The organism is Mangrovibacter yixingensis (genome assembly GCF_020523985.1).
In the GTDB taxonomy this organism is placed as follows: Bacteria; Pseudomonadota; Gammaproteobacteria; order Enterobacterales; family Enterobacteriaceae; genus Mangrovibacter; species Mangrovibacter yixingensis.
In genome coordinates, this window is the sequence record NZ_JAIVKM010000007.1 from 1 (window position 1) to 25,513 (window position 25,513).

Annotated in this window: 24 protein-coding genes; 17 read left to right on the forward strand and 7 right to left on the reverse strand. The window is 48.2% G+C overall.

Features of this window, described 5'->3' with window-relative positions; translation table 11 throughout:
* The first annotated feature begins 288 nt into the window (after window positions 1–288).
* Together LC084_RS18315 and mdtD are read left to right on the forward strand one after the other, a co-directional pair.
* Window positions 289–978, forward strand: coding sequence for a FadR/GntR family transcriptional regulator (locus LC084_RS18315; RefSeq protein WP_226572701.1), 690 nt, complete (start codon window positions 289–291; stop codon window positions 976–978).
* 33 nt (window positions 979–1,011) lie between these two features.
* Window positions 1,012–2,406, forward strand: coding sequence for a multidrug transporter subunit MdtD (gene mdtD, locus LC084_RS18320; RefSeq protein ID WP_226572702.1), 1,395 nt, complete (start codon window positions 1,012–1,014; stop codon window positions 2,404–2,406).
* Here mdtD and rbsR read toward each other — a convergent pair.
* The 7 genes from rbsR to kup form a co-directional block, all read right to left on the reverse strand.
* A complete protein-coding gene (rbsR, locus tag LC084_RS18325) occupies window positions 2,403–3,386 on the reverse strand; it encodes a ribose operon transcriptional repressor RbsR (RefSeq protein ID WP_226573024.1) in 984 nt (327 codons plus the stop codon). The two genes, mdtD and rbsR, sit on opposite strands and share 4 nt — an antisense overlap.
* Before the next feature lie 14 nt (window positions 3,387–3,400).
* A complete protein-coding gene (gene rbsK, locus LC084_RS18330; RefSeq protein WP_226572703.1) occupies window positions 3,401–4,330 on the reverse strand; it encodes a ribokinase in 930 nt (309 codons plus the stop codon).
* Between the two features lie 67 nt (window positions 4,331–4,397).
* Window positions 4,398–5,285, reverse strand: coding sequence for a ribose ABC transporter substrate-binding protein RbsB (gene rbsB, locus LC084_RS18335; RefSeq protein WP_226572704.1), 888 nt, complete (start codon window positions 5,283–5,285; stop codon window positions 4,398–4,400).
* Between the two features lie 26 nt (window positions 5,286–5,311).
* Window positions 5,312–6,277, reverse strand: a complete 966-nt coding sequence (gene rbsC / locus LC084_RS18340) for a ribose ABC transporter permease (protein ID WP_036114049.1) — start codon at window positions 6,275–6,277, stop codon at window positions 5,312–5,314.
* A gap of 12 nt (window positions 6,278–6,289) precedes the next feature.
* Window positions 6,290–7,786: a ribose ABC transporter ATP-binding protein RbsA gene (gene rbsA / locus LC084_RS18345; RefSeq protein ID WP_226572707.1), complete on the reverse strand. Its 1,497-nt coding sequence runs from the start codon at window positions 7,784–7,786 to the stop codon at window positions 6,290–6,292.
* Window positions 7,787–7,794: 8 nt separating this feature from the next.
* Window positions 7,795–8,214 (reverse strand): D-ribose pyranase, encoded by a 420-nt coding sequence (gene rbsD / locus LC084_RS18350; RefSeq protein ID WP_110027812.1) that lies wholly within the window; start codon window positions 8,212–8,214, stop codon window positions 7,795–7,797.
* Window positions 8,215–8,408: 194 nt separating this feature from the next.
* On the reverse strand, window positions 8,409–10,280 hold the full coding sequence (gene kup, locus LC084_RS18355) for a low affinity potassium transporter Kup (RefSeq protein WP_226572709.1): 1,872 nt from the start codon (window positions 10,278–10,280) through the stop codon (window positions 8,409–8,411).
* A 391-nt stretch (window positions 10,281–10,671) separates the two neighbouring features.
* On the opposite strand from kup, the gene ravA reads away from it, so the two are divergent.
* The 15 genes from ravA (at window position 10,672) to LC084_RS18430 (ending at window position 25,189) form a co-directional block, all read left to right on the forward strand.
* Window positions 10,672–12,171: an ATPase RavA gene (ravA, locus tag LC084_RS18360; RefSeq protein ID WP_226572711.1), complete on the forward strand. Its 1,500-nt coding sequence runs from the start codon at window positions 10,672–10,674 to the stop codon at window positions 12,169–12,171.
* Complete coding sequence (gene viaA, locus LC084_RS18365) at window positions 12,165–13,622, forward strand: ATPase RavA stimulator ViaA (RefSeq protein WP_226572712.1); 1,458 nt, start codon at window positions 12,165–12,167, stop codon at window positions 13,620–13,622. The genes ravA and viaA overlap by 7 nt, the downstream gene beginning before the upstream one ends.
* An 85-nt stretch (window positions 13,623–13,707) precedes the next feature.
* Window positions 13,708–14,166: a transcriptional regulator AsnC gene (gene asnC / locus LC084_RS18370; protein ID WP_226572713.1), complete on the forward strand. Its 459-nt coding sequence runs from the start codon at window positions 13,708–13,710 to the stop codon at window positions 14,164–14,166.
* 91 nt (window positions 14,167–14,257) lie between these two features.
* Window positions 14,258–14,707: an FMN-binding protein MioC gene (gene mioC / locus LC084_RS18375; protein ID WP_226572714.1), complete on the forward strand. Its 450-nt coding sequence runs from the start codon at window positions 14,258–14,260 to the stop codon at window positions 14,705–14,707.
* 375 nt (window positions 14,708–15,082) lie between these two features.
* Entirely contained in the window at window positions 15,083–16,972 is a 1,890-nt protein-coding gene (mnmG, locus tag LC084_RS18380) for a tRNA uridine-5-carboxymethylaminomethyl(34) synthesis enzyme MnmG (RefSeq protein ID WP_226572715.1), read from the forward strand.
* A gap of 74 nt (window positions 16,973–17,046) precedes the next feature.
* On the forward strand, window positions 17,047–17,670 hold the full coding sequence (gene rsmG / locus LC084_RS18385) for a 16S rRNA (guanine(527)-N(7))-methyltransferase RsmG (RefSeq protein WP_226572716.1): 624 nt from the start codon (window positions 17,047–17,049) through the stop codon (window positions 17,668–17,670).
* 618 nt (window positions 17,671–18,288) lie between these two features.
* Entirely contained in the window at window positions 18,289–18,669 is a 381-nt protein-coding gene (gene atpI / locus LC084_RS18390) for a F0F1 ATP synthase subunit I (RefSeq protein WP_226572717.1), read from the forward strand.
* 8 nt (window positions 18,670–18,677) lie between these two features.
* Window positions 18,678–19,496 (forward strand): F0F1 ATP synthase subunit A, encoded by an 819-nt coding sequence (gene atpB, locus LC084_RS18395; protein ID WP_226572718.1) that lies wholly within the window; start codon window positions 18,678–18,680, stop codon window positions 19,494–19,496.
* A 50-nt stretch (window positions 19,497–19,546) separates the two neighbouring features.
* Window positions 19,547–19,786 (forward strand): F0F1 ATP synthase subunit C, encoded by a 240-nt coding sequence (atpE, locus tag LC084_RS18400; RefSeq protein WP_000429386.1) that lies wholly within the window; start codon window positions 19,547–19,549, stop codon window positions 19,784–19,786.
* A 61-nt stretch (window positions 19,787–19,847) separates the two neighbouring features.
* Complete coding sequence (gene atpF / locus LC084_RS18405) at window positions 19,848–20,318, forward strand: F0F1 ATP synthase subunit B (protein ID WP_036114010.1); 471 nt, start codon at window positions 19,848–19,850, stop codon at window positions 20,316–20,318.
* 14 nt (window positions 20,319–20,332) lie between these two features.
* Window positions 20,333–20,866 carry a F0F1 ATP synthase subunit delta gene (gene atpH, locus LC084_RS18410; RefSeq protein WP_226572720.1) on the forward strand — a complete coding sequence of 178 codons (534 nt, stop codon included), beginning with the start codon at window positions 20,333–20,335 and terminating at the stop codon, window positions 20,864–20,866.
* A gap of 12 nt (window positions 20,867–20,878) precedes the next feature.
* Window positions 20,879–22,420 (forward strand): F0F1 ATP synthase subunit alpha, encoded by a 1,542-nt coding sequence (gene atpA / locus LC084_RS18415; RefSeq protein ID WP_226572722.1) that lies wholly within the window; start codon window positions 20,879–20,881, stop codon window positions 22,418–22,420.
* A gap of 51 nt (window positions 22,421–22,471) precedes the next feature.
* Complete coding sequence (gene atpG, locus LC084_RS18420) at window positions 22,472–23,335, forward strand: F0F1 ATP synthase subunit gamma (protein WP_226572725.1); 864 nt, start codon at window positions 22,472–22,474, stop codon at window positions 23,333–23,335.
* Window positions 23,336–23,366: 31 nt separating this feature from the next.
* Entirely contained in the window at window positions 23,367–24,749 is a 1,383-nt protein-coding gene (gene atpD / locus LC084_RS18425) for a F0F1 ATP synthase subunit beta (protein ID WP_226572727.1), read from the forward strand.
* A gap of 20 nt (window positions 24,750–24,769) precedes the next feature.
* Window positions 24,770–25,189: a F0F1 ATP synthase subunit epsilon gene (locus LC084_RS18430; protein ID WP_036113995.1), complete on the forward strand. Its 420-nt coding sequence runs from the start codon at window positions 24,770–24,772 to the stop codon at window positions 25,187–25,189.
* The last annotated feature ends 324 nt before the right edge of the window (window positions 25,190–25,513 follow it).

Genomic DNA, 25,513 nt, shown 5'->3' on the forward strand with positions numbered 1-25,513 from the left:
CGCGGGCTGCGTATATTACGCTTTCCCGCTGCAGAGTCAAGCATTTATTTTCACTTAACTTTGCCTGACAGGCCGGTTTGTTTGCCGTTGTGCCGTGTCAGTGGTGGCGCATTATAGGGACTCTGCTCAGACAGGCAAGTAAAAATTTAAAAAAATTAACTAAGCGCACTTTTTTTCACCACCCCGATGAGAAATTCAGCAAATATGCTGTTATTTGCTGAATTAAACGCCATGAAAGAGTGCCGAGTGGCATACTAAAGCAGTCAAGATGCCTGAGGATTACCCCGCATGTCATTAAATGCACAACAACTGGCGGCCCAAAAAAACCTTTCCTGGGTACTGGCCGAGAAATTAGCCCGCAAAATACTGACTGGTGAGTATGAGTCAGGATCTATTTTACCTGGCGAAATGGAGTTAGGTGAACTGTACAGCGTCAGCCGAACGGCGGTGCGTGAAGCTGTAAAAACCCTGGCTGCAAAAGGTATGGTGCTTCCCAGACCACGTATTGGTACGCGGGTTATGCCCCGCAGCAACTGGAACTTCCTCGATAAAGAGTTACTCACCTGGTGGATGACCCAGGATAACTTCAGTGAAATAGTTAATTACTTCCTGATAATGCGTAATAGCCTTGAACCCCAGGCCTGTGCGCTGGCGGCAAATAATGGTACCGGTGAGCAAAAAGCCCGCCTGGCATCAACAATGGAAGATATGAAAGCACTACGAACTAAATATGATCGCGAAACATGGGTAGATATAGATACTACTTACCACGAACAAATTTACATCATGAGCGGAAATCCATTTCTTTCTTCTTTTGCGAACCTGTTCAGGTCTGTTTATTACAACTATTTTTCTTCTATTGCTAACAATGAAGTTATCAAACTCGACAGCCATCAGGCTATTGTCGACGCAATCATAAAAGGCGACAGTCAACAGGCGTTCATTGCCTGCCAGGCATTGCTGGCTGAAGATAAATAACCATACACCAGGCGTACAAACAGCAGGATTGGTATGCTCCATAAAGCTCGAAGCATGTCTGGCTTGCCATGGATAGCCGCGATGGCTTTCTTTATGCAGGCGCTTGACGCAACTATCTTAAACACAGCGCTTCCGGCTATTGCTCACAGCCTGAATCGTTCTCCCCTGGCAATGCAATCGGCGATTATCAGTTACACGCTGACTGTCGCCATGTTGATTCCTGTTAGTGGGTGGCTGGCAGACAGATTTGGTACACGCCGGGTTTTCATGATTGCTGTCACCTTGTTTACACTGGGTTCACTGGCATGCGCGCTATCCGGATCTCTGGGCCAACTGGTCATCTTCCGTGTCATTCAAGGGGTTGGTGGGGCAATGATGATGCCTGTAGCCAGGCTTGCACTATTGCGTGCTTACCCACGCAGTGAACTGCTTCCAGTTTTAAACTTTGTCACTATGCCCGGTCTGGTGGGCCCGATTTTAGGACCTTTACTGGGAGGGATTCTTGTTACATGGGCGAGCTGGCACTGGATATTTCTCATCAATATCCCGATAGGAATTATGGGGCTGCTTTATGCCAGAAAGTACATGCCCAATTTCACGACACCCCCAAGGCATTTTGATCTGCCAGGGTTTTTGTTATTTGGCCTGAGTTTGGTTCTTATCTCCAGTGGTGTTGAGTTATTTGGTGAAAAGATTGTTGAGCCCTGGCTGGCTGGCAGTATTACGCTGGGAGGAATCGCATTACTGCTAGGGTATGTGACTCATGCTCATAACCATCCGGCACCACTGATTGCCTTGCCTCTATTCAGAACACGCACATTCTCGGTAGGTATTTTGGGCAATATAGCCTCCCGCCTTGGTACCGGGTGCATTCCTTTCCTGATGCCGTTAATGCTTCAGGTGGGGTTTGGTTTCCCGGCGTTTATAGCTGGTTGCATGATGGCTCCAACAGCTGTTGGGTCTATTCTGGCAAAATCGACAGTGACACAAGTGCTGAGGAAATTCGGCTACCGCACCACACTGGTGGGAATTACCATTTTTATTGGCTTGATGATTGCCCAGTTCTCCCTGCAATCACCCGGTATGGCTCTATGGGAACTGATTTTACCACTGTTTATTTTAGGCATGGCAATGTCCACACAGTTTACGTCCATGAACACCATTACACTTGCCGACCTGTCTGATGAAGATGCCAGTAGCGGGAACAGCGTTTTGGCCGTTACACAACAATTATCCATTAGCCTGGGCGTGGCAGTCAGTGCTGTAGTTTTACGCTTCTATGCCGGATTTCCGCACCTTGATACCATTGCACAATTCCACCATACGTTTATGACGATGGGGTTGATCACAATGCTGTCTGGCGCCGTCTTTTTAATGTTGAAGAAGAAAGACGGGAGAAATTTAATTGCCAGAAAAATGCATGACTAGGCGGAACCTCTGATGATGAGTTCTGGCGTAAGCTGTAAACGCTGCTGCTGCTGTGCTGGTTCAGCCATACGATGAATAAGCACATCAATTGCCAGCTCACCCAATTCATCTTTTGGTTGATGAATAGTGGTGAGTGGCGGAGTCATATACTGCGCCAGTTCAATGTCATCATAGCCAATAACTGCCATATCCTGAGGCACAGACACTCCTGCCTGATACAGAGCCTGATATGCGCCAACGGCCATCGCATCATTACCGGCAAAAACAGCGTCAGGCCGCTCAGGTAACGCAAGTAATGACTGCATAGCCTGGTAGCCACCAGAAAACTCAAAATCACCGGTAATTTCATACCCTTCAGGGATAGTTAACCCAGCACGGGACATGGCAGCACGGTAACCGTCAAGACGGAGGCGGGAAGGTGTTTTATCTAATGGACCAGTAATGCAAGCGATACGCTGGTAGCCTTTGTCAATAAGGTACTGAGTGGCCATGTCGCCTCCCAGTAATGAGTTATCCTGAATCAGATCACTGGGGCCACTAAATGGCTCCCAGTCCATCATCACAATAGGAATTGCCGGGTAACGCGCAATAATAGCGGGGGAAGGTTGGTGTGTTTCAGTACACAATAACAGTAACCCATCGACACGCTTTTGCAGCAATGTTTCCAGGTTGCGGTTCATACGCTGTTCATTGCCCTCGGTATTACACAGCACCAGACTGTAGCCCCGTTCGAAACAACTCCGTTCCACGCCACGAACCAGTTCCGAATAAAACGGGTTGGTACTGGCGGTAATCAGCATTCCGATAGTACGGGTCTGGTTCAACTTCAGGCTTCTGGCCAGAGCCGAAGGCGCGTAGTTAAGCTGTTTGACAGCCGACTCGACCTTTTCACGCACCGGGTCACTGACATAGCGGTCATTGTTGATGACATGAGAAACCGTTGATGTGGAAACCCCCGCCAGCCGCGCCACATCTTTCATTGTCGCCACAAAAACTATCCTTGCTCAGAAAGAAAACGGTCAATCTCTTCACGCCATGGTACCGATGGCTGAGCCCCTTTGCGGGTTACCGCAATGGCGGCAGCGGCATGACCAAAACGAATGGCGTCCTGCAACTGTTTCCCTTCAATCAACGCAGTAACCAGCGCGCCATTAAAGGTATCACCAGCGGCAATCGTATCTACGGCTTTAACTTTGAATCCGGCAATACGTTCATTAATACTTCCGTCACTTACCCACACACCACGGCTTCCCATGGTTATCATGACGATACCAATGCCTTTTTCATGTAGCTTTTGTGCGGCTTTGGAGGCATCAGCTTCTGTTTCAACACGAATACCGGTTAATTTCTCTGCTTCCGTTTCATTAGGGGTAATAATATCCACCAGAGCCAGTAATTCATCAGAAAGTGGGCAGGCTGGAGCTGGGTTAAGAATAACAGTGGTATCGTTCTGATGAGCAATACGGGCAGCAGTAAGTACACTTTCCACTGGGGACTCCAGTTGCATCAATAATGCTGATGCACTGGCAATCAGTGTATTGTGCTTTTCTACCCGCTCAGGCGTTAGTGCGCTATTGGCACCTGCATGAATACCGATAACGTTCTCACCCTCCTGGTTTACGAAAATAAGCGCTACCCCAGTAGATTCCCCATCAACAGAATCAACCGGCGAAACATCAATGTTGTCGCTGGCTAACTGCTGACGTACTTGCTGACCAATATCATCGCCCCCAACACAAGCGATAAAAGAAATATTCGCGCCACTGCGGCCTGCAGCAACGGCTTGGTTGGCACCTTTGCCACCAAAGGCAACCTGATAATGCTGACCAGTTACTGTTTCCCCAGGCGTTGGGAACTGCGCAAGGTTAAGAATATGGTCCGCGTTGATACTCCCCAGAACAACAAGCTTCTCAGTGGTCTTCATTATCAGGATGTCCTTTTTAGTTGCGCCACCTTACAGGTGGCGCTGCCATGCTTTTCTTAATGTCGTGTTATTTGGTAACCAGTTTCAGATCCACCGGAATTTTAGCTTCAACTTTTTCGCCTTTAAGCACTTTATCTGCCGTTTCAACGCCGATAACGCCAATTTGCTCAGGCTGCTGGGCAACTGTGGCACCCATTTTTCCACTTTCAACCGCTTTGATACCGTCATCGGTGCCATCAAAGCCAACAACTAATACACCTGATTTCCCTGCGGTTTGCAGAGCACGTAACGCACCCAATGCCATTTCATCATTCTGCGCAAACACGGCCTGCACATCAGGATGCGCAGTCAGCAGGTTTTGCATAACGTTCAGGCCTTTTGTACGGTCGAAGTCTGCAGGCTGGCTGGCAAGAACATTAAATTTATGAGCAGCAACCGCCTGGGCAAAACCTTCACCACGTTCGCGCGCAGCAGAAGTCCCGGCAATCCCCTGTAACTCAATAACTTTGGCGTTATCGCCAAGTTTTTTCGCAATAAAGTCACCCGCCATTTTCCCACCAGCAACGTTATCAGAAGCGATGTGGCTAACAACAATGCCCTGGTTTGCCACACGATCAAGGGTGATAACCGGGATTTTAGCCTGGTTAGCCATTTTCACTGCGTTGCCCACAGCATCGGAATCAGTTGGGTTAATCAGCATCAGTTTAGTGCCACGTACTGTCAGATCCTGTACGTTAGCCAACTCTTTCGCCGGATTGTTTTGAGAATCCAGAATCACCAGGTTATAACCCAGTTTATTCGCCTCTTTTTGAGCACCGTCTTTCAGGGAAACAAAGAAGGGATTATTCAGAGTAGAAATAACCAGTGCGATGGTATCTTTTGCCATGGCATTTGCACTCACTGTCGCGCTCAAAGCAACAGCAGAAACGAGGGTTGCCAGTTTTTTCATATTCATATCAAGATGTCCTGTAGAGTAATGAATTACTGCTTTTTGTTGTCCACCAGCACCGCCAACAAAATTACAACCGCTTTGACGATCATCTGGTAATAGGAAGAAACACCTAATAAATTCAAACCATTATTCAGGAAGCCCAAAATCAGCGCGCCGATAAGCGTTCCCATAATGCGCCCTTTCCCGCCAGCAAGGCTGGTCCCACCGAGCACCACAGCGGCAATCGCATCTAATTCATACCCCGTCCCGGCAGTAGGTTGAGCAGAAGAAAGACGCGCGACCTCAATAATGCCAGCCAGAGAAGCCAGAAGGCCACACAGGGAATAGACAATAATCTTTACTTTATCAACACTAATCCCGGACAGACGGGTTGCGGCTTCATTACCACCCAGCGCATAGATGTAACGGCCCAGGCGCGTATGGTGCAACATATACCATGCAGCAGCGAACACGATTGCCATAATCCATACTGGCGTTGGGATACCCAGTGGGCGACCAATACCAAACCAGCCAAACAAGTCTGCGTTATCGGAAAACCCTGTGTTAACCGGGCTACCATTGGTGTACACCATGGTCACCCCGCGCAGTAACAGCATCATGACCAGTGTGGCAATAAACGCCTGCACCCGCCCTTTCGCAACAATCACCCCGGTAACGCCACCAATAGCCGCACCCAGCGCCAGAGCAGCAGCGATGGCAACCAGTGAATTGACTTCAATCCCCACAATGGATGCTGCCACAGCCCCCGTTAACGCCAGTAACGAACCAACGGACAAATCAATACCAGAGGTGAGGATAACCAGCGTCATCCCGACGGCCATAATGGCGTTCACGGAGGTTTGCTGGAGAATATTAAACAGGTTGTTTACTGTGAAAAAATTAGGGCTCATTGTAGATACAATGGCAATCAGCACCAGGAGCGCAATCAGCGATTTTTGCTCCATCAGCCAGGCCTTACTGAACCAACGACGGGATGGAATAGACTGGGTACTCATTTTTTGCTCCTGTTACACACGGGTAAGCTTGCCAACGGCGGCTGCCATCAAGACTTCCTGAGTGGCCTGCTCGCGTGTAAATACACCACCATGATGCCCTTCATGCATCACCATAATGCGATCACTCATACCAAGCACTTCAGGCATTTCAGATGAGACCAGAATGATGCTCAGCCCTTCCGCCTTAAACTGGTTAATAAGCTGATAGATCTCTTTTTTTGCCCCGACATCCACACCACGAGTCGGTTCATCAAGGATAAGGACTTTAGGGCGGGTCATCAGGCCGCGGGCAATCGCTACTTTTTGCTGATTCCCTCCGGATAAGAAACCAATAACCTGGTTCATTGATGGTGTTTTGATATTAAACAAGCGGATAAAATCACTGACGGCCTGTTGTTCATCTTTATGTTTCAGGCTGCCACCGCCATGGCTGAAGTAGCGCAGGGCAGTCAAAGACATATTCTCTTTAACGGACATCCCCAGCACCAGGCCATCTTTTTTCCGGTCTTCCGAGATATAAACGATGCCGTTCGCCAGGCCATCTTGTGGAGAGCGAGTAACCACCTCATGCCCATCAAGCGTGACATAACCACTGGTACGCCGCAGCGCACCATACAGCACTTTCATAAGCTCGGTACGGCCAGCGCCCATCAGCCCTGAAACGCCCAGGATTTCGCCTTTACGTAACGTAAAACTAATGTCATGCACACCTGGCCCGCACAGGTTATCCACTTTCAGGCGAACATCGCCTGGTGCATTATCAATATGCGGATACTGCTCTTCGAGTTTACGACCAACCATCATTTCTATCAGGCTGTCTTCTGTAAGCGAGCTGACTTCACGTTCGGCAATAAATTGCCCGTCACGAAACACGGTCACATCGTCGCAGATTTCAAAAATCTCTTTCATGCGATGTGAAATATATACAATGCCACGCCCTTGCGCTCTCAGCTCTCGAATGACATGGAACAACGACTCAGTTTCGGTATCAGTCAGGGCATCCGTTGGTTCATCCATAATGATGACTCGGGATTCAAAACTCAGCACCTTGGCGATTTCAACCATTTGCTGGTCGCCGATAGATAAGTCACCCACCAGGTAGTCACTGGTAAAACGTAAATTCAGGTGCTTAAGCAGTGCATCGGCTTCGCGATACATACGTTTCCAGTCAATACGCCCAACCCGGTTAACAAACTCGCGGCCAAGAAAAATATTCTCAGCTACAGTCAGTTGCGGGATAAGGTTAAGTTCCTGGTGGATAATACCAATACCCGCTTCTTGGGAATCTTTAGGCCCGCTGAATGTTGTCTCTTTTCCCAGCCAAAGAAGTTCTCCGGCATCGCGGGAATAGATACCCGTAAGCACTTTCATCATGGTGGATTTACCCGCACCATTTTCGCCCACCAGCCCCATAACTCGGCCCGGCCAGACATTTAATGAAGCACCTGATAAGGCTTTTACGCCCGGGAACGCTTTATCGATCCCTTTGAGTTGCAGTAACGCGTCCATAGAAACCCCTAAAAGGTCACGCCTGCGTGAAGAATAATATTCGCATACGGAGAACACTCCCCACTGCGAATGACCGCCTTACAGTCTGCGGTTTGTTTTTTAAATTTTTCATGAAGGACATAGGTCACTTCAATTTGATTCCCCTGGTGTTGCTGCAGCTGCCTGATTTGCTCAAGCAACGTTTCATGAAGAGTGGGATTGTGTTGCTTAATTTCTTCAGCCAGAGTCACTGCCTCAACCTGCATTTCTTGTATTACCACGCCAAAAACTTGCAAAAAGCCAGGCACACCATGAGTCAATGCCAGATCAATACGTTGGGTTGATGCTGGAACGGGAAGCCCGGCATCACCAATGGCGATAGTATCTGTATGCCCCAGACGGGAAATAACAGAAGAAATGTCAGCGTTCAGTACAGTGCCTTTTTTCATCTTTACACTCCATCAGCGAAACGTTTCGCTGAAAAGAGTTTAACGTCCTGAAAACGGGTTCAACAACAGATGAGTTAAAGAAATGTGATCGCTATCGAAACGTTTCGCTGATTTTAACTACGGCGTAAAGTGAAGCAAGTGACGGGAAAAGGAAGGCAAACACTGGCGTCCTTGCCAGCATCAAAGTACGCGCGTTAGATTTCGACCTGAGTACCCAGTTCGATAACACGGTTAGGGGGAATTTCAAATTGGTCTGGTGCCCGCAAGGCATTACGCTGCAACAAAATAAACAGCTTGCCACGCAACCGCAGATACCACGGGCGTTTTCCGCCAATAATCAAAGACTCATGAGACATAAAGAAAGAGGTTTCCATCATTCGGCAGGTTAATCCTTCCAGGCCGCAACGGTGGAATACTTCTTCAACATTTGGCGTTTCACGCCACCCATAACTGGAGACCACCCGCCAAAACGTGGGGGAAAGCTGTTCAATGGATACACGACGCACATTGTGAACATAAGGTGCATCTTCGGTACGCAGGGTAAGTAAAATCACGCGTTCATGCAGTACCTTATTGTGTTTAAGATTATGCAGCAGGGCGAATGGAATAACATTAAGCGCCCGTGACATATATACCGCAGTACCTGGTACTCGTACTGGCGGCGATTTTTCCAGGGAGGCAATCATAGCTTCCAGAGAGTTGCCATGTTCATGCATCCGGCGTAGCAGGCGAAAACGCTCGCTTTTCCAGGTTGTCATGACAATAAACATCAGCAATCCAAGGGTCAGCGGCAACCAACCACCAGACAACACCTTCTGCAAGTTAGCGGAGAATAAAGGAATGTCGACACACAGTAGTGTCACCAAAATGATACCCACCACAACTTTGTTCCAGTGCCAGTTTTTACGCGCCACGGTACAGGCAAGAATGGAAGTCAGTACCATTGTCCCGGTCACCGCTATCCCATAAGCAGCCGCCAGGTTACTGGAATGTTCAAACCCAATAATTACCAGCACAACCGCAAAATAGAGCATCCAGTTAATAACCGGAATGTAAATCTGCCCCGATTCCCGTTCTGATGTATGGATTATCTTCATGGGCGACAGGTAACCCAAACGTACAGCTTGCCGGGTTAACGAGAATACCCCAGAAATAACAGCCTGAGAGGCAATAACCGTTGCCAGCGTTGCCAGGATCAACAACGGAATCAGTGCCCAGTCAGGCGCTAACAAGAAGAAAGGGTTCTTGATGGTTTCAGGGTTTTTCAGTAATAAAGCCCCCTGACCAAAATAGTTCAATATCAAAGACGGTAACACCACCGCAAACCAGGCGATACGAATCGGCAGTTTGCCAAAATGCCCCATGTCGGCATACAGCGCTTCAACACCGGTAATAGAAAGCACAACTGCTCCCAATGCCAGGAACGACACTTCTTTATGTTCCATAAAGAAACGCACAGCCCAAATGGGATTAATTGCATTAAGAACTTCCGGATTAGCCATAATACTTCTGGCACCTAACACAGCGAGCACAGCAAACCAGGCCAGCATAATTGGCGCAAAAAGTTTGCCAACCATTCCTGTCCCATGCTTTTGAATCATGAACAGCAGTGTCAGAACAATAATAGAAAGAGGAACGATATAGGCATCCAGTGACGGAGCCGCAATTTCCAGGCCTTCAATGGCAGACATAACTGAAATTGCCGGGGTGATAACGACTTCCCCATAGAAAAAACTGCCGCCGATCAGCCCCATAATAACCAGAACTGACGTCAGTTTAGCCGTGGTATTACGCCCGGCAAGCGACATTAATGTCAGTATCCCCCCTTCGCCTGCATTATCGGCACGCATAACAAAAGTCAGATACTTAATGGAAACAACAAAAACCAATAACCAAAAAATCAGTGATAAAAAACCCAATACCGCGCCATATTCAACGCCAAAACCGAACTGACCGGAGAGACATTCACGCAGCGTATAAAGCGGACTGGTACCTATATCGCCGTAAACCACCCCGATAGCCGCCAGTGTGACCGCTGGCAAAGCCTGCTTATTTTCAGTGCTCATAGACTAATCTTTTCGTTTAGATTTAACTCGTGCGCTTAGTCCCTTGGCCCACAAAAAGCGCTCAGTATGCACGATTGTGAGAAAAATCGTACCCCTAAATCGTATCCAGTTAATTTAGCGCAAATAACTTATACACTGATTCCAGGCTTATTTTAGTATCTATAAGAAACAGCTATAGGCCACTATCATCTCAGTAAGGTCTGAATGATGTAGTGAATAACCCGGGCCAGACGTAACAACCATGAAGAAAAACCACGCTGTCTCAGCCCAGTCTTAGTGAAAAACGTTTATCACGAATAACACAACGAAAACCTGGCAATACTGCAGCATACAGAACGAAGCGTATATACTTCCGATACATCGCATTAATCGGGTGAGAAACAGATAAATTATGTCTCAAGCACATTTACTGGCAGAAAGAATTTCACGCCTTAGCCAGGCACTGGAAAAAGGCTTATATGAACGTCAGCATGCCATCAGGTTGTGCCTGCTCGCAGCGCTCAGTGGTGAAAGCGTTTTTCTGTTAGGCCCGCCGGGTATTGCCAAAAGCCTGATTGCCCGCCGCCTGAAGTTCGCATTCCGTCATGCCCGCGCTTTTGAATACCTGATGACCCGTTTTTCTACCCCGGAAGAAGTTTTTGGCCCGTTATCAATCCAGGCATTGAAAGATGAAGGGCGCTATGAGCGCCTTACTCAGGGGTATCTGCCCGATGCAGAGATTGTTTTTTTGGATGAAATTTGGAAAGCCGGGCCGGCGATACTGAATACATTACTCACTGCGATTAATGAACGCCGGTTTCGTAATGGTGCCAGTGAAGCCGCCATTCCTATGCGCCTTCTGGTTACAGCCTCAAACGAGCTACCTGAAGCGGATAACAGCCTGGAAGCACTGTACGACCGCATGCTTATTCGCCTGTGGCTCGATAAAGTACAGGAAAAAAACAACTTCCGGTCCATGCTGATAAGCCATCAGGATGAGCATGAAAATCCGGTAACAGAAGGCCTGCAAGTCTCAGACGAAGAGTTTGCTGAATGGCAAAAAGCCATTACTAAAATCCCCCTGCCGGATAACGTGTTCGAGTTGCTGTTTCAGCTTCGCCAGCAGCTCGAACAACAACCAGAATCCCCTTATATTTCAGACCGTCGCTGGAAAAAAGCCTTACGTTTATTGCAAGCCTGTGCCTTCTTTAGTGGGCGGGAACAGTTGGCCCCTATCGACCTTATCCTGCTTAAAGATTGCCTGTGGCACGATATGGACAGCCTCAAAATGGTCCAACAGCAAATAACGCTTTTGATGACCGGGGCAGCATGGCAACAAAACACATTGCTGAGAGAACTCAGCACTATCCAACAGCAACGGCTGGCACAGCAGCAAAAACAAAGTGAATACAATGCGCTTACCCTGATAAAACAACAGAATACTTTTTTTGGACGGCGCCAAAGTTATTCACTTCCCGAGGGGCTGGAAGCAACCACGCTGACACTGGTGCTCCAAAAGTCACTCAGGCTGCATGATATGAATGTCATTCATATTACTCTGGACCGAATGGCGATGGATCAGTGGCTACAGAAAGGCGGTGAAATTCGTGGCAAGCTGAATGGAATAGGTTTTGCTCAACCTTTACAACTTGAGGTCGATAATAAACAACACTTGGTGATTCGTGATGTCAGCATGCAGGGCAGCACGCTGGCTCTCCCGGGGAAACCGCAACAAGGGCTTCCCGATGATATCAGGCAACAACTGGATGACCTCGAAACCCGTTGGCGTAAGCAGCATGCGCTGTTTAATGAGCAACAAAAATGCCTGTTCATTGAAAGTGACTGGTTAGGGCAAATCGAGGCCAGCCTGCAGGATGTAGGCGCGCAAATAAAACAGGCTCGCCAATGCTGACGCTTTCCGCACTGGATACCATGCTGGCCATTAGTGAAACAGGGCTGGTGGAAGAATTAATAGTGACGCTCCTGGCAGCGCCACAGTTAGTTGCATTTTTTGAAAAGTACCCGCGTTTAAAAAAAGCGATTAAAAACGATCTTCCCCGTTGGAAGGATGAGCTTAAGTCACGGTTGAACAGCACATTACTGCCAAAACAGCTCGAACAGGAAGTCATGTTATTCCGTGCGGTTCAGCCACTTTCTACGGCGCAATTCAGCCAACAAATTCATGACATAACCCGGCAACTTACTGAAGTGGATTCGGCGTTTGCGCCTCAAGGGCTGAGTCTTTTAGCTGAAGCACCGCCTGTCACACCAGCATTGCATACCCTCTTTTTACAACGCTGGCGTGTCAGCCTGATCATGCAGGCAACAACACTGAACCACCAATTACTGGCGGAAGAACAAGATCGCCTCATGGCCGAGTTGCTTAAACGCCTGCAACTCACCCGGCAACTGGACCCATTACTTAGCGACAATGATCGTACATCAGGCCGTTTATGGGATATGAGCACCAGTAATCTTGCCACAGAGAATATCAGCCAGCTGATTCAATACAGTGAGTTCTTAAATGCCCAGCCTGAATTAATGCGCCTGGCGGAACAACTAGGCCGGGCAAATGCCGCAAAAAGTGTCCCTAAAGATCATGCACCACCAGAAATGACCCGTGTTATGGTGCGTGAACCGGCTACAGTACCAGAACAAATAGAAGGGCTTCACCAGAGCGATGATATCCTGCGGTTACTGCCGCCAGAATTGGCGGCACTGGGTATCTCCGAACTGGAATATGAGTTTTACCGCCGGTTACTTGAAAAGCAATTGATGACTTACCGCCTTCAAGGTGATGCATGGCGGGAAAAAATCGTCCAACGCCCTTCACACCAGCAAGAAATGGATGAGCAACCCAAAGGGCCGTTTATTGCCTGTGTCGATACCTCAGGCTCTATGGGCGGGTTTAATGAACAATGTGCAAAAGCATTCTGTCTGGCGTTGATGCGCATTGCGCTAAGAGAAGACCGCCGATGCTACGTCATGCTATTTTCCAGTGAAATCATCAGCTATGAACTCACCGCAGAAGATGGCTTGCAGCAGGCAATACGTTTTCTCAGCCAGCGGTTCCGGGGAGGTACTGATCTTGTAGGATGTTTTGAAGAAGTGGTGAAACATATGCAAACTGCACACTGGGCTGATGCCGATGCAGTGATCATCTCGGATTTTATTGCTCAGCGCCTGCCTGAAGAACTCATAAACAAAGTCAGTCAGTTACAAAACCAGCACCACCACCGCTTCCACGCAGTCGCAATGTCGCCTCATGGCAAACCCGGCATTATGCGTATTTTTGACCATATCTGGCAGTTTGACACAGGCCCTGGTACCCGCCTGGCCCGTCAGTTTAAACGCCATTTCTGATAGCGCAGGCATACCCTAACTTCTTTACTTTCTTTATTATGCCTGTAGCTAATACCAATAAAGCTTATCCCGGCTGGAATTGTTCATGGAAAACTACTCTCTCGATAATCTGGATCGCGACATTCTCAAGGCCTTAATGGCTAACGCCCGTACGGCTTATGCTGAGCTGGCCAAACAATTTAGCGTCAGCGCAGGAACCATTCATGTGCGAGTTGAAAAAATGAAGCAGGCCGGGATTATCACCGGAACCCGGGTTGATATCAGCCCAAAACAGTTAGGCTACGATGTATGCTGTTTTATTGGCATTATTTTAAAGAGCGCTAAAGACTACCCCTCGGCGCTAGCCCGGCTGGAAAGCCTTGAAGAGGTGACTGAAGCTTATTACACCACAGGCCATTACAGTATCTTCATCAAAGTGATGTGCAAATCTATTGATGCGCTGCAGCAAGTACTTATCAACAAAATACAGACCATTGATGAGATACAGTCTACGGAAACTCTGATCTCCTTACAGAATCCCATCATGCGGACGATCACCCCTTAATTCATACACGCCAAATACCCATATTATCCACAGGTAGATCCCATGCGATTCACAGCGTACAATACGCCACGGTTTGTTGAAGGCAGGAACCATGGCAGAAATAACGTTGGTAACAGGCAGTACGCTGGGCAGTGCTGAATATGTCGCAGAACATTTGGCTTCATTGCTGGATGCAGACGGGTTCACCACCCAGACACTCCATGGGCCGGAGCTGGGTAAACTCAATCAGTCAGGTTACTGGCTAGTCGTAACATCCACTCATGGTGCAGGTGATCTACCCGATAACCTTCAGCCTTTATATGATGCCATAGAAGCAACTAAACCCGATTTAAGCGGTGTACAGTACGGGGCAATAGGTATTGGCAGCCGTGAGTACGACATATTCTGTGGGGCGATAGATAAACTGGACACCTTATTACAGTCATGTGGTGCTCAGCGTCTTGGCGAACTACTGAAAATAAACATCCTGGAACATGAAATTCCGGAAGATCCGGCAGAAGAATGGCTGCTCTCCTGGAAAAATTTACTCCCAAGTGTGTAAAGATCGCGCAGTTAGCTGTGGATAAATCAGGGTAAAAGCTTGGATCAACCCGTAGTTATCCAATGTACAACGATCGTGTGTTTTTTGGGTTGTGAGTAAGTCATTAAACTGATCCCAGCTTATACGGTATGGGATCACCGATCATTCACAGCTAATGATCTAACCTAATCACCTGTATAAAAAGGTGAAAAATCACTTATCCACAACATCATGCGATCGTAATAAGAGATCATAATAAAACAGATCTCTATATAAAGATCTTCTTTTTAATACCTTCGATCCTGGTGCTTTCTCAATCGACTAAAGTTGAGTAGAATCCCCAGCCCGGGGCAAGAATCCTCTTTCGCAAATTCGCAACAGCGAGGCTTAGTAACCATGTTTTATCCAGATCCTTTTGACGTCATCATCATTGGCGGGGGTCACGCAGGGACTGAAGCAGCAATGGCTGCAGCCCGTATGGGCCAACAGACCCTTTTACTGACACACAATATCGACACTCTGGGGCAGATGTCCTGTAACCCGGCAATTGGCGGTATTGGCAAAGGACATTTGGTTAAGGAAGTGGATGCACTTGGCGGCCTGATGGCAAAAGCGATCGATCAGGCTGGTATCCAGTTTAGGATACTAAACGCCAGTAAAGGCCCTGCTGTCAGAGCAACCCGCGCTCAGGCCGACCGGGTTCTTTATCGCCAGGCGGTACGCACTGCTCTGGAAAACCAGCCAAACCTGATGATCTTCCAACAAGCCGTTGAAGATCTGATAGTCGAAAACGACCAGGTGGTTGGTGCTGTAACACAAATGGGCCTTAAATTCCGGGCCAAAGCAGTCGTGCTGACTGTCGGAACATTCCTTGACGGCAAAATCCATATTGGTCTGGATAACTATAGCGGTGGCCGTGCTGGTGATCCGCCATCGATACCTCTTTCTCGCCGTCTGCGTGAATTACCCTTGCGTGTCAGCCGCCTGAAAACAGGCACTCCGCCACGTATTGATGCCCGGACTATCGATTTCTCTGTGCTGGCTCAACAGCATGGGGACAACCCTGTACCGGTCTTTTCTTTCCTGGGTTCAGCAAGTCAACATCCACAACAAGTTCCTTGCTATATCACGCATACCAACGAACGCACTCATGACGTGATTCGTAATAATCTGGACCGCAGCCCAATGTATGCTGGCGTGATAGAAGGCATTGGCCCTCGTTATTGCCCATCGATCGAAGACAAAGTTATGCGTTTTGCTGATCGCAACGCACACCAAATCTTCCTGGAGCCAGAAGGGCTGACCAGTAACGAAATTTATCCTAACGGTATATCCACCAGCCTGCCATTTGATGTCCAAATGCAAATTGTTCGCTCAATGGAAGGTATGGCGAATGCGAAGATCGTTCGTCCTGGTTATGCCATTGAGTATGATTTCTTCGATCCACGAGATCTCAAGCCGACATTGGAAAGTAAGTATATTCACGGCTTGTTCTTTGCTGGTCAAATCAATGGCACAACTGGTTATGAAGAAGCCGCTGCTCAAGGGTTGCTGGCAGGTCTCAATGCCGGAAGATATTCTGCAGACCTGGAAGGGTGGTCACCACGCCGTGATCAGGCCTATTTAGGTGTGCTGGTGGATGATTTGTGCACGCTGGGCACTAAAGAGCCTTACCGTATGTTCACTTCTCGGGCTGAATATCGCCTGATGCTAAGAGAAGACAACGCGGACTTACGCTTAACTGAGACTGGTCGCGAGCTTGGGCTGGTGGATGATGAACGTTGGGCTCACTTCAACCAGAAATTGGAACATATTGAGCGTGAACGCCAGCGCCTGAAAGAAACCTGGGTTCACCCGGCATCTGAGCACGCAGCTGAAGTAAATTCACTGCTCAAAACGCCGTTGACACGCGAAGCAAGTGGCGAAGATTTGTTGCGCCGCCCTGAAATGACTTACCAGCAATTAACCTCGCTTTCTCAGTTTGCTCCTGCACTGGTTAATGATCAGGCTGCTGAGCAAGTTGAGATTCAGGTTAAATACGAAGGCTATATTGCTCGTCAGCAGGATGAAATTGAAAAACAACTGCGCAATGAGAATACGGTACTTCCTGCCACGCTGGATTACCGTCAGGTTTCCGGTTTGTCCAATGAAGTTATTGCGAAACTCAATGACCATAAACCGTCATCCATTGGGCAGGCATCCCGTATTTCAGGTGTTACACCTGCTGCAATCTCAATTTTGCTGGTGTGGCTGAAAAAACAAGGGCTGCTTCGTCGCACTGCCTAATGCTGATAAGATACAGATAACCATCTGGCCAGGGTTAACCTGGCCATTTTTTTATAGGTAACGTTGTGCTGAATATGCTGAACAAATTATCTCATCTGTTGGATGATGCAGATATTACTCTGTCCTCTCACCAGAAAAGTCAGTTGCTGGCTTATGTTGAACTGCTCAACAAATGGAATAAGGCATATAACCTGACTTCCGTGCGTAACCCTGAAGAAATGCTGGTACGCCATATTATGGACAGTATTGTGGTTGCCCCACATCTGTCAGGTCAGCGTTTTATCGATGTAGGAACCGGTCCAGGGCTGCCTGGCGTGCCTCTGGCGATTGTTTGCCCGGACTCACACTTTACCTTGCTCGACAGTCTGGGTAAGCGAGTTAGGTTTTTGCGGCAGGTTCAGCATGAGCTAAAACTGGAGAACATCACTCCGGTGCAAAGCAGGGTAGAAGATTTTCCTGCAGACCCGGCATTTGACGGTGTCCTTAGCCGGGCATTTGCATCGCTAACTGATATGGTGACCTGGTGTCATCATCTTCCTGCTGAAAATGGCTTTTTCTACGCTCTAAAAGGTGTGTTACCGCAGGATGAGATAGATAGCTTGCCACAGCATTTGGTTGTGGAGAAGGTTATTCCTCTGGCTGTTCCTGAGCTGGAAGGTGAGCGTCACCTGGTGATTATTCGACCAAAAAAAAATTAATATTTATCAAAAAAAGTGGAAATAGGATTGTTTCTTAATGGTTAAAAAAGCCATGCTAAATCAGGGTAATAGTTAGTTACAAGTCACACGAAATTAACATTTTATTTTCTAATTTTTTACTTCACTCTTTTTGTTAACTTTATAAATAGTAAACATGGAAAATATGAGCGAACAAAAGGTATAGTTTGTCGGGAAAGAGTGAAAGTTAAATTTTTTAGTTAAATGTCAATAAAAGGTTTTTATTGTGTTTGGGGCTCTTTTCTAAAAATATTTAAATAATGAACTTGTTTTTCATAAGGATATGTTTTTTGTTTTCCTGTTTATTCTTAAATTGATAAGCAGGAAATTGTTGGATTTGTGATCGGAGACACGCTTTTAACTACGTGGTTACCACTTAATTGGTAATTTTGGTGAACTGACTGAGGTTTGAACAAAACATTAGAAAAAAGGTGTACAGAAAATTATTTAAACATTTGTTCACCTTTTTGCTACTTATTGTTTGAATTCACGTGTCCGCCCCGTATAATTTGCTCGCTTTTTGGAACTTGACTCTGAGCCATAAAGACAGTTTTATACGACTCGCGACATACCTCAAAGGGAGCAGGAGTTATTCACGTTATGTCAGTGTCGCTTATGAGTAGAAACGTAGCGCTTAAGCTTCTGTTCGTTCAACTTTTGGCTTTGATAGCAAGTGGATTGCTTTTTTGCCTCAAAGACCCTGTATGGGGAGCTTCTGCTTTTGGTGGAGGCGTGGCGGTTTGGCTGCCTAACGTAGTTTTTATGATTTTTGCCTGGCGTCATCAGGCGCAAACATTTTCTAAGAGTCGTCTGGCCTGGTCGTTCGCCATTGGCGAAGGCATTAAGGTAGCGGCAACGTTTGCTATTCTGATTGTGGCGTTGGGTGTATTTAAGGCGGTTTGGCTGCCGCTGATAGTGACATGGTTATTGGTGCTGGTTGTACAGATACTGGCGCCAGCTGTAATTAACAACAAAGGGTAAGAGGCATCATGTCTGCAGGAGAAATCTCTACACCGCAGGAATACATAGGTCACCATCTGCATAATTTACAGATTGACCTGCGTACTTTCTCAATGGTGGATCCGCAAAACCCCCCGGCCACATTCTGGACGCTGAATATTGACTCCATGTTTTTCTCAGTGGTTCTGGGTCTGTTGTTCTTGGTTGTTTTCCATCGTGTTGCGAAGCGTGCAACGACGGGAGTACCAGGCAAATTCCAGACAGCGGTCGAATTAATCGTTGGTTTTGTTCATGGTAGTGTCAAAGATATGTACCATGGCAAAAGTAAGGTTATCGCTCCGTTAGCCCTGACAATTTTTGTTTGGGTCTTCCTTATGAACCTGATGGACTTGCTGCCCATCGACTTGCTGCCGTTTATAGCTGAGCATATCCTTGGTTTGCCTGCATTGCGTGTTGTTCCGTCTGCTGATGTGAACGTCACTTTGTCCATGGCATTGGGTGTCTTCGTACTTATTCTTTTCTACAGCATCAAAATGAAAGGCGTTGGTGGCTTTGCGAAAGAGCTGACGCTTCAGCCGTTCAATCATCCGGTGTTTATTCCCGTGAACCTGATTCTGGAAGGGGTCAGCTTATTGTCCAAACCGGTTTCTCTCGGTTTGCGACTCTTCGGTAACATGTATGCGGGTGAGCTGATTTTCATTCTGATTGCTGGTCTGCTGCCGTGGTGGTCACAGTGGTTGCTTAACGTTCCATGGGCAATCTTCCACATCCTGATCATTACGCTGCAAGCCTTCATTTTCATGGTTCTGACGATTGTCTATCTGTCGATGGCATCTGAAGAGCATTAATTTTACTAACACTACTACTGCGTTTTAACTGAAACAAACTGGAGACTGTCATGGAAAACCTGAATATGGATCTGCTGTACATGGCTGCCGCTGTGATGATGGGTCTGGCGGCAATCGGTGCTGCGATCGGTATCGGCATCCTCGGGGGTAAATTTCTGGAAGGCGCTGCACGCCAGCCTGATCTGATTCCTCTGCTGCGTACACAGTTCTTTATCGTTATGGGTCTTGTGGATGCTATCCCGATGATCGCTGTGGGTCTGGGTCTGTACGTGATGTTCGCCGTCGCGTAGTGAGCATTGCTTTAAAAATAAAGCAATATCAGAACATTAACTAGATAAGAGGCATTGTGCTGTGAATCTTAACGCAACAATCCTCGGCCAGGCCATCGCGTTTGTCCTGTTTGTTCTGTTCTGCATGAAGTATGTCTGGCCGCCATTAATGGCTGCCATTGAAAAACGTCAAAAAGAAATTGCTGACGGACTTGCTTCAGCCGAACGAGCTAAAAAGGACCTTGACCTTGCACAGGCCAACGCGACCGACCAGCTGAAAAAAGCGAAAGCTGAAGCTCAGGTCATTGTTGAGCAGGCGAACAAGCGCCGTTCTCAGATTCTGGAAGAAGCAAAAGCCGAAGCAGAACAGGAACGTAACAAAATCGTGGCACAGGCTCAGGCCGAAATCGACGCTGAACGTAAACGTGCCCGTGAGGAATTGCGTAAGCAAGTCGCTCAACTGGCTATCGTTGGTGCCGAGAAGATTATTGAACGTTCCGTGGATGAAGCTGCTAACAGCGACATCGTTGATAAACTGGTCGCTGAACTGTAAGGAGGGAGGGGCTGATGTCTGAATTTGTTACTGTAGCTCGCCCCTACGCCAAAGCAGCTTTTGACTTTGCGGTTGAACACCAGAATGTGGATCGCTGGCAGGAAATGCTGGCGTTTGCCGCTGAGGTGTCCAAGAACGAACAGGTGGCTGAGCTGATTTCAGGTGCATTGGCACCTGAAACGTTGGCTGCGTCGTTTATCGCTATTTGTGGTGACCAGGTAGATACTCATGCCCAGAACCTGATTAAGGTAATGGCTGAAAATGGGCGTCTGTCGGTTCTTCCTGATGTTCTTGAGCAGTTTGTTCTGTTGCGCGCAGCCCTTGAGGCCACCGTTGAAGTTGATGTGACTTCAGCCAGCGCGTTAAGCGAAGAACAGCTTTCGAAAATTAGCGCCGCGATGGAAAAACGTCTGTCTCGCAAAGTGAAGCTGAATTGCAAAATTGATAAGTCTGTAATGGCAGGTATTGTCATTCGTGCGGGCGATATGGTCATTGACGGTAGCGTCCGTGGTCGTCTTGAACGCCTGGCAGACGTCTTGCAGTCTTAAGGGGACTGGAGCATGCAACTGAATTCCACCGAAATCAGCGAACTGATCAAGCAGCGCATTGCTCAGTTCAACGTGGTGAGTGAAGCTCACAACGAAGGTACTATTGTTTCTGTAAGTGACGGTGTTATCCGTATCCACGGCCTGGCCGAGGTAATGCAGGGTGAAATGATCTCTCTGCCGGGTAACCGTTACGCTATCGCACTGAACCTGGAGCGCGACTCCGTAGGTGCAGTTGTGATGGGTCCGTATGCTGACCTTGCCGAAGGCATGAAAGTTAAGTGTACTGGCCGTATTCTTGAAGTACCGGTAGGTAATGGCCTGCTGGGTCGTGTTGTTAACACCTTGGGTGAACCTATTGATGGTAAAGGCCCGGTTGAGCACGATGGCTTCTCTGCTGTTGAAGCTATCGCGCCTGGCGTTATTGAACGTCAGTCCGTCGACCAGCCTGTTCAGACCGGTTATAAATCTGTCGATGCCATGATTCCAATCGGTCGTGGTCAGCGTGAATTGATCATCGGTGACCGTCAGACTGGTAAAACCGCTCTGGCTGTCGATGCCATCATTAACCAGCGTGATTCCGGCATCAAATGTGTGTACGTGGCTATCGGCCAGAAAGCGTCCACCATTGCAAACGTGGTTCGTAAACTGGAAGAACATGGCGCACTGAAAAACACCGTTGTGGTTGTTGCTTCTGCGTCTGAATCCGCCGCACTGCAATACCTGGCACCTTATGCCGGTTGTGCAATGGGCGAATACTTCCGTGACCGTGGTGAAGACTCCCTGATTGTTTATGATGACCTGTCCAAACAGGCTGTCGCTTACCGTCAGATTTCTCTGCTGCTTCGTCGTCCGCCTGGACGTGAAGCATTCCCTGGCGACGTATTCTATCTGCACTCCCGTCTGCTGGAACGTGCTGCGCGTGTAAACGCTGAATACGTAGAAGCCTTCACTAAAGGTGAAGTTAAAGGGAAAACCGGTTCACTGACCGCATTGCCGATTATCGAAACCCAGGCGGGTGACGTTTCCGCATTCGTTCCGACCAACGTAATTTCTATTACCGATGGTCAGATCTTCCTGGAAACCAACCTGTTCAACTCCGGTATTCGTCCGGCAGTTAACCCGGGTATCTCCGTATCCCGTGTGGGTGGTGCAGCGCAGACCAAGATCATGAAAAAACTGTCCGGTGGTATCCGTACCGCTCTGGCACAGTATCGTGAACTGGCAGCGTTCTCCCAGTTTGCTTCTGACCTTGATGATGCAACGCGTAAGCAGTTGGATCACGGCCAGAAAGTAACCGAGTTGCTGAAACAGAAACAGTATGCGCCGATGTCTGTTGCGCAGCAGTCTCTGGTTCTGTTTGCGGCTGAACGTGGTTACCTCAGTGATGTCGAGCTGGCGAAAGTCGGTAGCTTCGAAGCTGCACTGCTGGCATACGTTGACCGTGAGCACGCTCCGCTGATGCAAGAAATCGACCAATCTGGGTCTTACAACGATGAAATCGAAGGCAAGCTGAAAGGCATCCTCGATTCCTTCAAAGCAACCCAGTCCTGGTAACGTCTGCGGCTTGTCTCTCGGGGCAAGCCGTTAGGCATTGAGGAGAAGCTCATGGCCGGCGCAAAAGAGATACGTAGTAAGATCGCAAGCGTCCAGAACACGCAGAAGATCACTAAAGCGATGGAGATGGTCGCCGCTTCCAAAATGCGTAAATCGCAGGAGCGCATGGCGTCCAGCCGTCCTTATGCAGAGACCATGCGCAAAGTGATTGGTCACCTTGCAAACGGTAATCTGGAATACAAGCACCCTTACCTGGAAGAGCGCGAAGTAAAACACGTTGGTTTTCTGGTGGTGTCGACTGACCGTGGTCTGTGTGGCGGCCTGAACATTAACTTGTTCAAAAGGCTGCTGAATGAAATGAAAGAGTGGTCTGAAAAAGGCGTTCAGAGTGATTTGGCTCTGATTGGCTCTAAAGGCGTTTCTTTCTTTAATTCTGTTGGCGGCAATGTCGTTGCACAGGTAACAGGCATGGGGGACTCCCCTGCTCTGTCAGAACTGATTGGTCCGGTTAAGGTGATGTTGCAGGCCTACGACGAAGGCCGTCTGGACAAGCTTTACGTTGTCAGCAACAAATTTATTAACACCATGTCTCAGGTTCCGACCATCACTCAGCTGCTGCCTTTACCGGCATCAGAAGATGATGATTTAAAACGTAAATCCTGGGATTACCTGTATGAACCCGATCCGAAAGCGCTGCTGGATACCCTGTTGCGCCGTTATGTCGAATCGCAGGTTTATCAGGGCGTGGTAGAAAACCTGGCCAGCGAACAGGCCGCACGTATGGTTGCGATGAAAGCTGCAACCGATAATGGCGGCAACCTGATCAAAGAGCTGCAGTTGGTATACAACAAAGCTCGTCAGGCCAGCATTACTCAGGAACTCACCGAGATTGTCTCGGGGGCCGCCGCGGTTTAACCAGGTTTACGAATTACGTAGAGGATTCAAGATGGCAACTGGAAAGATTATCCAGGTAATCGGCGCCGTGGTGGACGTCGAGTTTCCTCAGGATGCCGTACCAAGAGTGTACGATGCCCTTGAGGTAATGAATGGTAAAGAGCGCCTGGTGCTGGAAGTTCAGCAGCAGCTGGGTGGTGGTGTTGTTCGTACTATCGCAATGGGTTCTTCCGACGGTCTGCGTCGTGGCCTGGAAGCGAAAGACATGGAACACCCGATTGAAGTCCCGGTTGGTAAAGCTACGCTTGGCCGTATCATGAACGTACTGGGTGAACCGGTCGACATGAAAGGCGACATCGGCGAAGAAGAACGTTGGGCTATTCACCGTGAAGCACCGAGTTACGAAGACCTGGCTAACTCCCAGGATCTGCTGGAAACCGGTATCAAAGTTATCGACCTGATTTGCCCGTTTGCAAAAGGCGGTAAAGTTGGTCTGTTCGGTGGTGCTGGTGTAGGTAAGACCGTAAACATGATGGAGCTGATCCGTAACATCGCGATCGAACACTCCGGTTACTCCGTGTTTGCGGGCGTTGGTGAACGTACCCGTGAAGGTAACGACTTCTACCACGAAATGACCGATTCCAACGTTCTGGATAAAGTATCCCTGGTTTACGGCCAGATGAACGAGCCGCCGGGAAACCGTCTGCGCGTTGCACTGACTGGCTTGACCATGGCTGAGAAATTCCGTGACGAAGGCCGTGACGTTCTGCTGTTCGTCGATAACATCTATCGTTATACCCTGGCCGGTACTGAAGTATCTGCTCTGCTGGGTCGTATGCCTTCCGCGGTAGGTTATCAGCCAACACTGGCAGAAGAAATGGGGGTTCTTCAGGAACGTATCACTTCAACCAAAACCGGTTCTATTACCTCCGTACAGGCGGTATACGTACCTGCGGATGACTTGACTGACCCATCACCAGCCACCACCTTTGCGCACCTTGACGCAACAGTGGTACTGAGCCGTCAGATTGCTTCTCTGGGTATCTACCCGGCCGTTGACCCGCTGGATTCCACCAGCCGTCAGTTGGACCCGCTGGTTGTTGGTCAGGAACACTATGATGTTGCCCGTGGCGTGCAGTCTATCCTGCAACGTTACCAGGAACTGAAAGACATCATCGCCATCCTGGGGATGGATGAACTGTCAGAAGAAGATAAGCTGGTGGTAGCTCGCGCTCGTAAAATTCAGCGCTTCCTGTCTCAGCCGTTCTTCGTGGCAGAAGTCTTTACTGGTTCTCCGGGTAAATACGTTTCGCTGAAAGATACCATCCGTGGCTTTAAAGGCATTATGGACGGTGAATACGATCACCTGCCGGAACAAGCGTTCTACATGGTTGGTTCCATCGACGAAGCCGTGGAAAAAGCCAAGAAACTTTAACGCCGTAATCGGAGGGTGATATGGCTATGACTTACCACCTGGATGTCGTCAGCGCAGAACAGCAGATGTTTACTGGTCTGGTTGAGAAAATCCAGGTTACAGGTAGTGAAGGTGAACTGGGTATTTACCCGGGTCACGCTCCGCTGCTGACTGCCATTAAGCCTGGTATGATCCGCATCGTTAAACAGCATGGCCATGAAGAGTTTATCTATCTTTCTGGCGGCATTCTGGAAGTACAGCCTGGTACGGTAACCGTGCTGGCTGATACGGCAATTCGCGGCCAGGATCTGGATGAAGCCAGAGCCATGGAATCGAAACGCAGAGCAGAAGATCACATTCGTAATTCTCACGGTGACGTGGATTACGCACAAGCTTCTGCTGAGCTGGCGAAAGCCATCGCCAAACTGCGTGTTATTGAATTGACCAAAAAAGCGATGTAACACCGGCTTGAAGCACGTAAAAAGCCAGCCTGGGCAACCCGGCTGGCTTTTTTATTGCGAGCTGAAGTTAGTTGAATATTGAAAATAAAACACTTTTTATTTTTTATGTGATCTACATCTCAAAAATCTTGATCGGACTGAACAAGAAGCGTACACTTCTTTTTTGTGAGCTGAGTCACAAAATTTAATTCACCGATTAGGATGCCACCATGAAACTGATTAACAAAATCATCGCTATTTTTAATAACATGAGTTTCTCATTTGGTACTTTCCATCTGTGATAGTTGTTCTTCGCTAGATCGCTGAAACATAGCTCTGCGAAGA

Excerpts from the sequence above, each read along its gene's own strand:
- rsmG (WP_226572716.1), top strand. The coding sequence starts at position 17,047 with ATGCTGAACAAATTATCTCATCTGTTGGATGATGCAGATATTACTCTG.
- mioC (WP_226572714.1), top strand. The coding sequence starts at position 14,258 with ATGGCAGAAATAACGTTGGTAACAGGCAGTACGCTGGGCAGTGCTGAA.
- rbsR (WP_226573024.1), bottom strand. The coding sequence starts at position 3,386 with ATGAAAGATGTGGCGCGGCTGGCGGGGGTTTCCACATCAACGGTTTCT.
- LC084_RS18430 (WP_036113995.1), top strand. The coding sequence starts at position 24,770 with ATGGCTATGACTTACCACCTGGATGTCGTCAGCGCAGAACAGCAGATG.
- rbsC (WP_036114049.1), bottom strand. The coding sequence starts at position 6,277 with ATGAGTACCCAGTCTATTCCATCCCGTCGTTGGTTCAGTAAGGCCTGG.
- rbsK (WP_226572703.1), bottom strand. The coding sequence starts at position 4,330 with ATGAAGACCACTGAGAAGCTTGTTGTTCTGGGGAGTATCAACGCGGAC.
- atpG (WP_226572725.1), top strand. The coding sequence starts at position 22,472 with ATGGCCGGCGCAAAAGAGATACGTAGTAAGATCGCAAGCGTCCAGAAC.
- atpE (WP_000429386.1), top strand. The coding sequence starts at position 19,547 with ATGGAAAACCTGAATATGGATCTGCTGTACATGGCTGCCGCTGTGATG.
- kup (WP_226572709.1), bottom strand. The coding sequence starts at position 10,280 with ATGAGCACTGAAAATAAGCAGGCTTTGCCAGCGGTCACACTGGCGGCT.
- ravA (WP_226572711.1), top strand. The coding sequence starts at position 10,672 with ATGTCTCAAGCACATTTACTGGCAGAAAGAATTTCACGCCTTAGCCAG.
- atpH (WP_226572720.1), top strand. The coding sequence starts at position 20,333 with ATGTCTGAATTTGTTACTGTAGCTCGCCCCTACGCCAAAGCAGCTTTT.
- mdtD (WP_226572702.1), top strand. The coding sequence starts at position 1,012 with ATGCTCCATAAAGCTCGAAGCATGTCTGGCTTGCCATGGATAGCCGCG.
- atpA (WP_226572722.1), top strand. The coding sequence starts at position 20,879 with ATGCAACTGAATTCCACCGAAATCAGCGAACTGATCAAGCAGCGCATT.
- asnC (WP_226572713.1), top strand. The coding sequence starts at position 13,708 with ATGGAAAACTACTCTCTCGATAATCTGGATCGCGACATTCTCAAGGCC.
- rbsA (WP_226572707.1), bottom strand. The coding sequence starts at position 7,786 with ATGGACGCGTTACTGCAACTCAAAGGGATCGATAAAGCGTTCCCGGGC.
- mnmG (WP_226572715.1), top strand. The coding sequence starts at position 15,083 with ATGTTTTATCCAGATCCTTTTGACGTCATCATCATTGGCGGGGGTCAC.
- atpI (WP_226572717.1), top strand. The coding sequence starts at position 18,289 with ATGTCAGTGTCGCTTATGAGTAGAAACGTAGCGCTTAAGCTTCTGTTC.
- rbsD (WP_110027812.1), bottom strand. The coding sequence starts at position 8,214 with ATGAAAAAAGGCACTGTACTGAACGCTGACATTTCTTCTGTTATTTCC.
- viaA (WP_226572712.1), top strand. The coding sequence starts at position 12,165 with ATGCTGACGCTTTCCGCACTGGATACCATGCTGGCCATTAGTGAAACA.
- LC084_RS18315 (WP_226572701.1), top strand. The coding sequence starts at position 289 with ATGTCATTAAATGCACAACAACTGGCGGCCCAAAAAAACCTTTCCTGG.
- atpB (WP_226572718.1), top strand. The coding sequence starts at position 18,678 with ATGTCTGCAGGAGAAATCTCTACACCGCAGGAATACATAGGTCACCAT.
- rbsB (WP_226572704.1), bottom strand. The coding sequence starts at position 5,285 with ATGAATATGAAAAAACTGGCAACCCTCGTTTCTGCTGTTGCTTTGAGC.
- atpD (WP_226572727.1), top strand. The coding sequence starts at position 23,367 with ATGGCAACTGGAAAGATTATCCAGGTAATCGGCGCCGTGGTGGACGTC.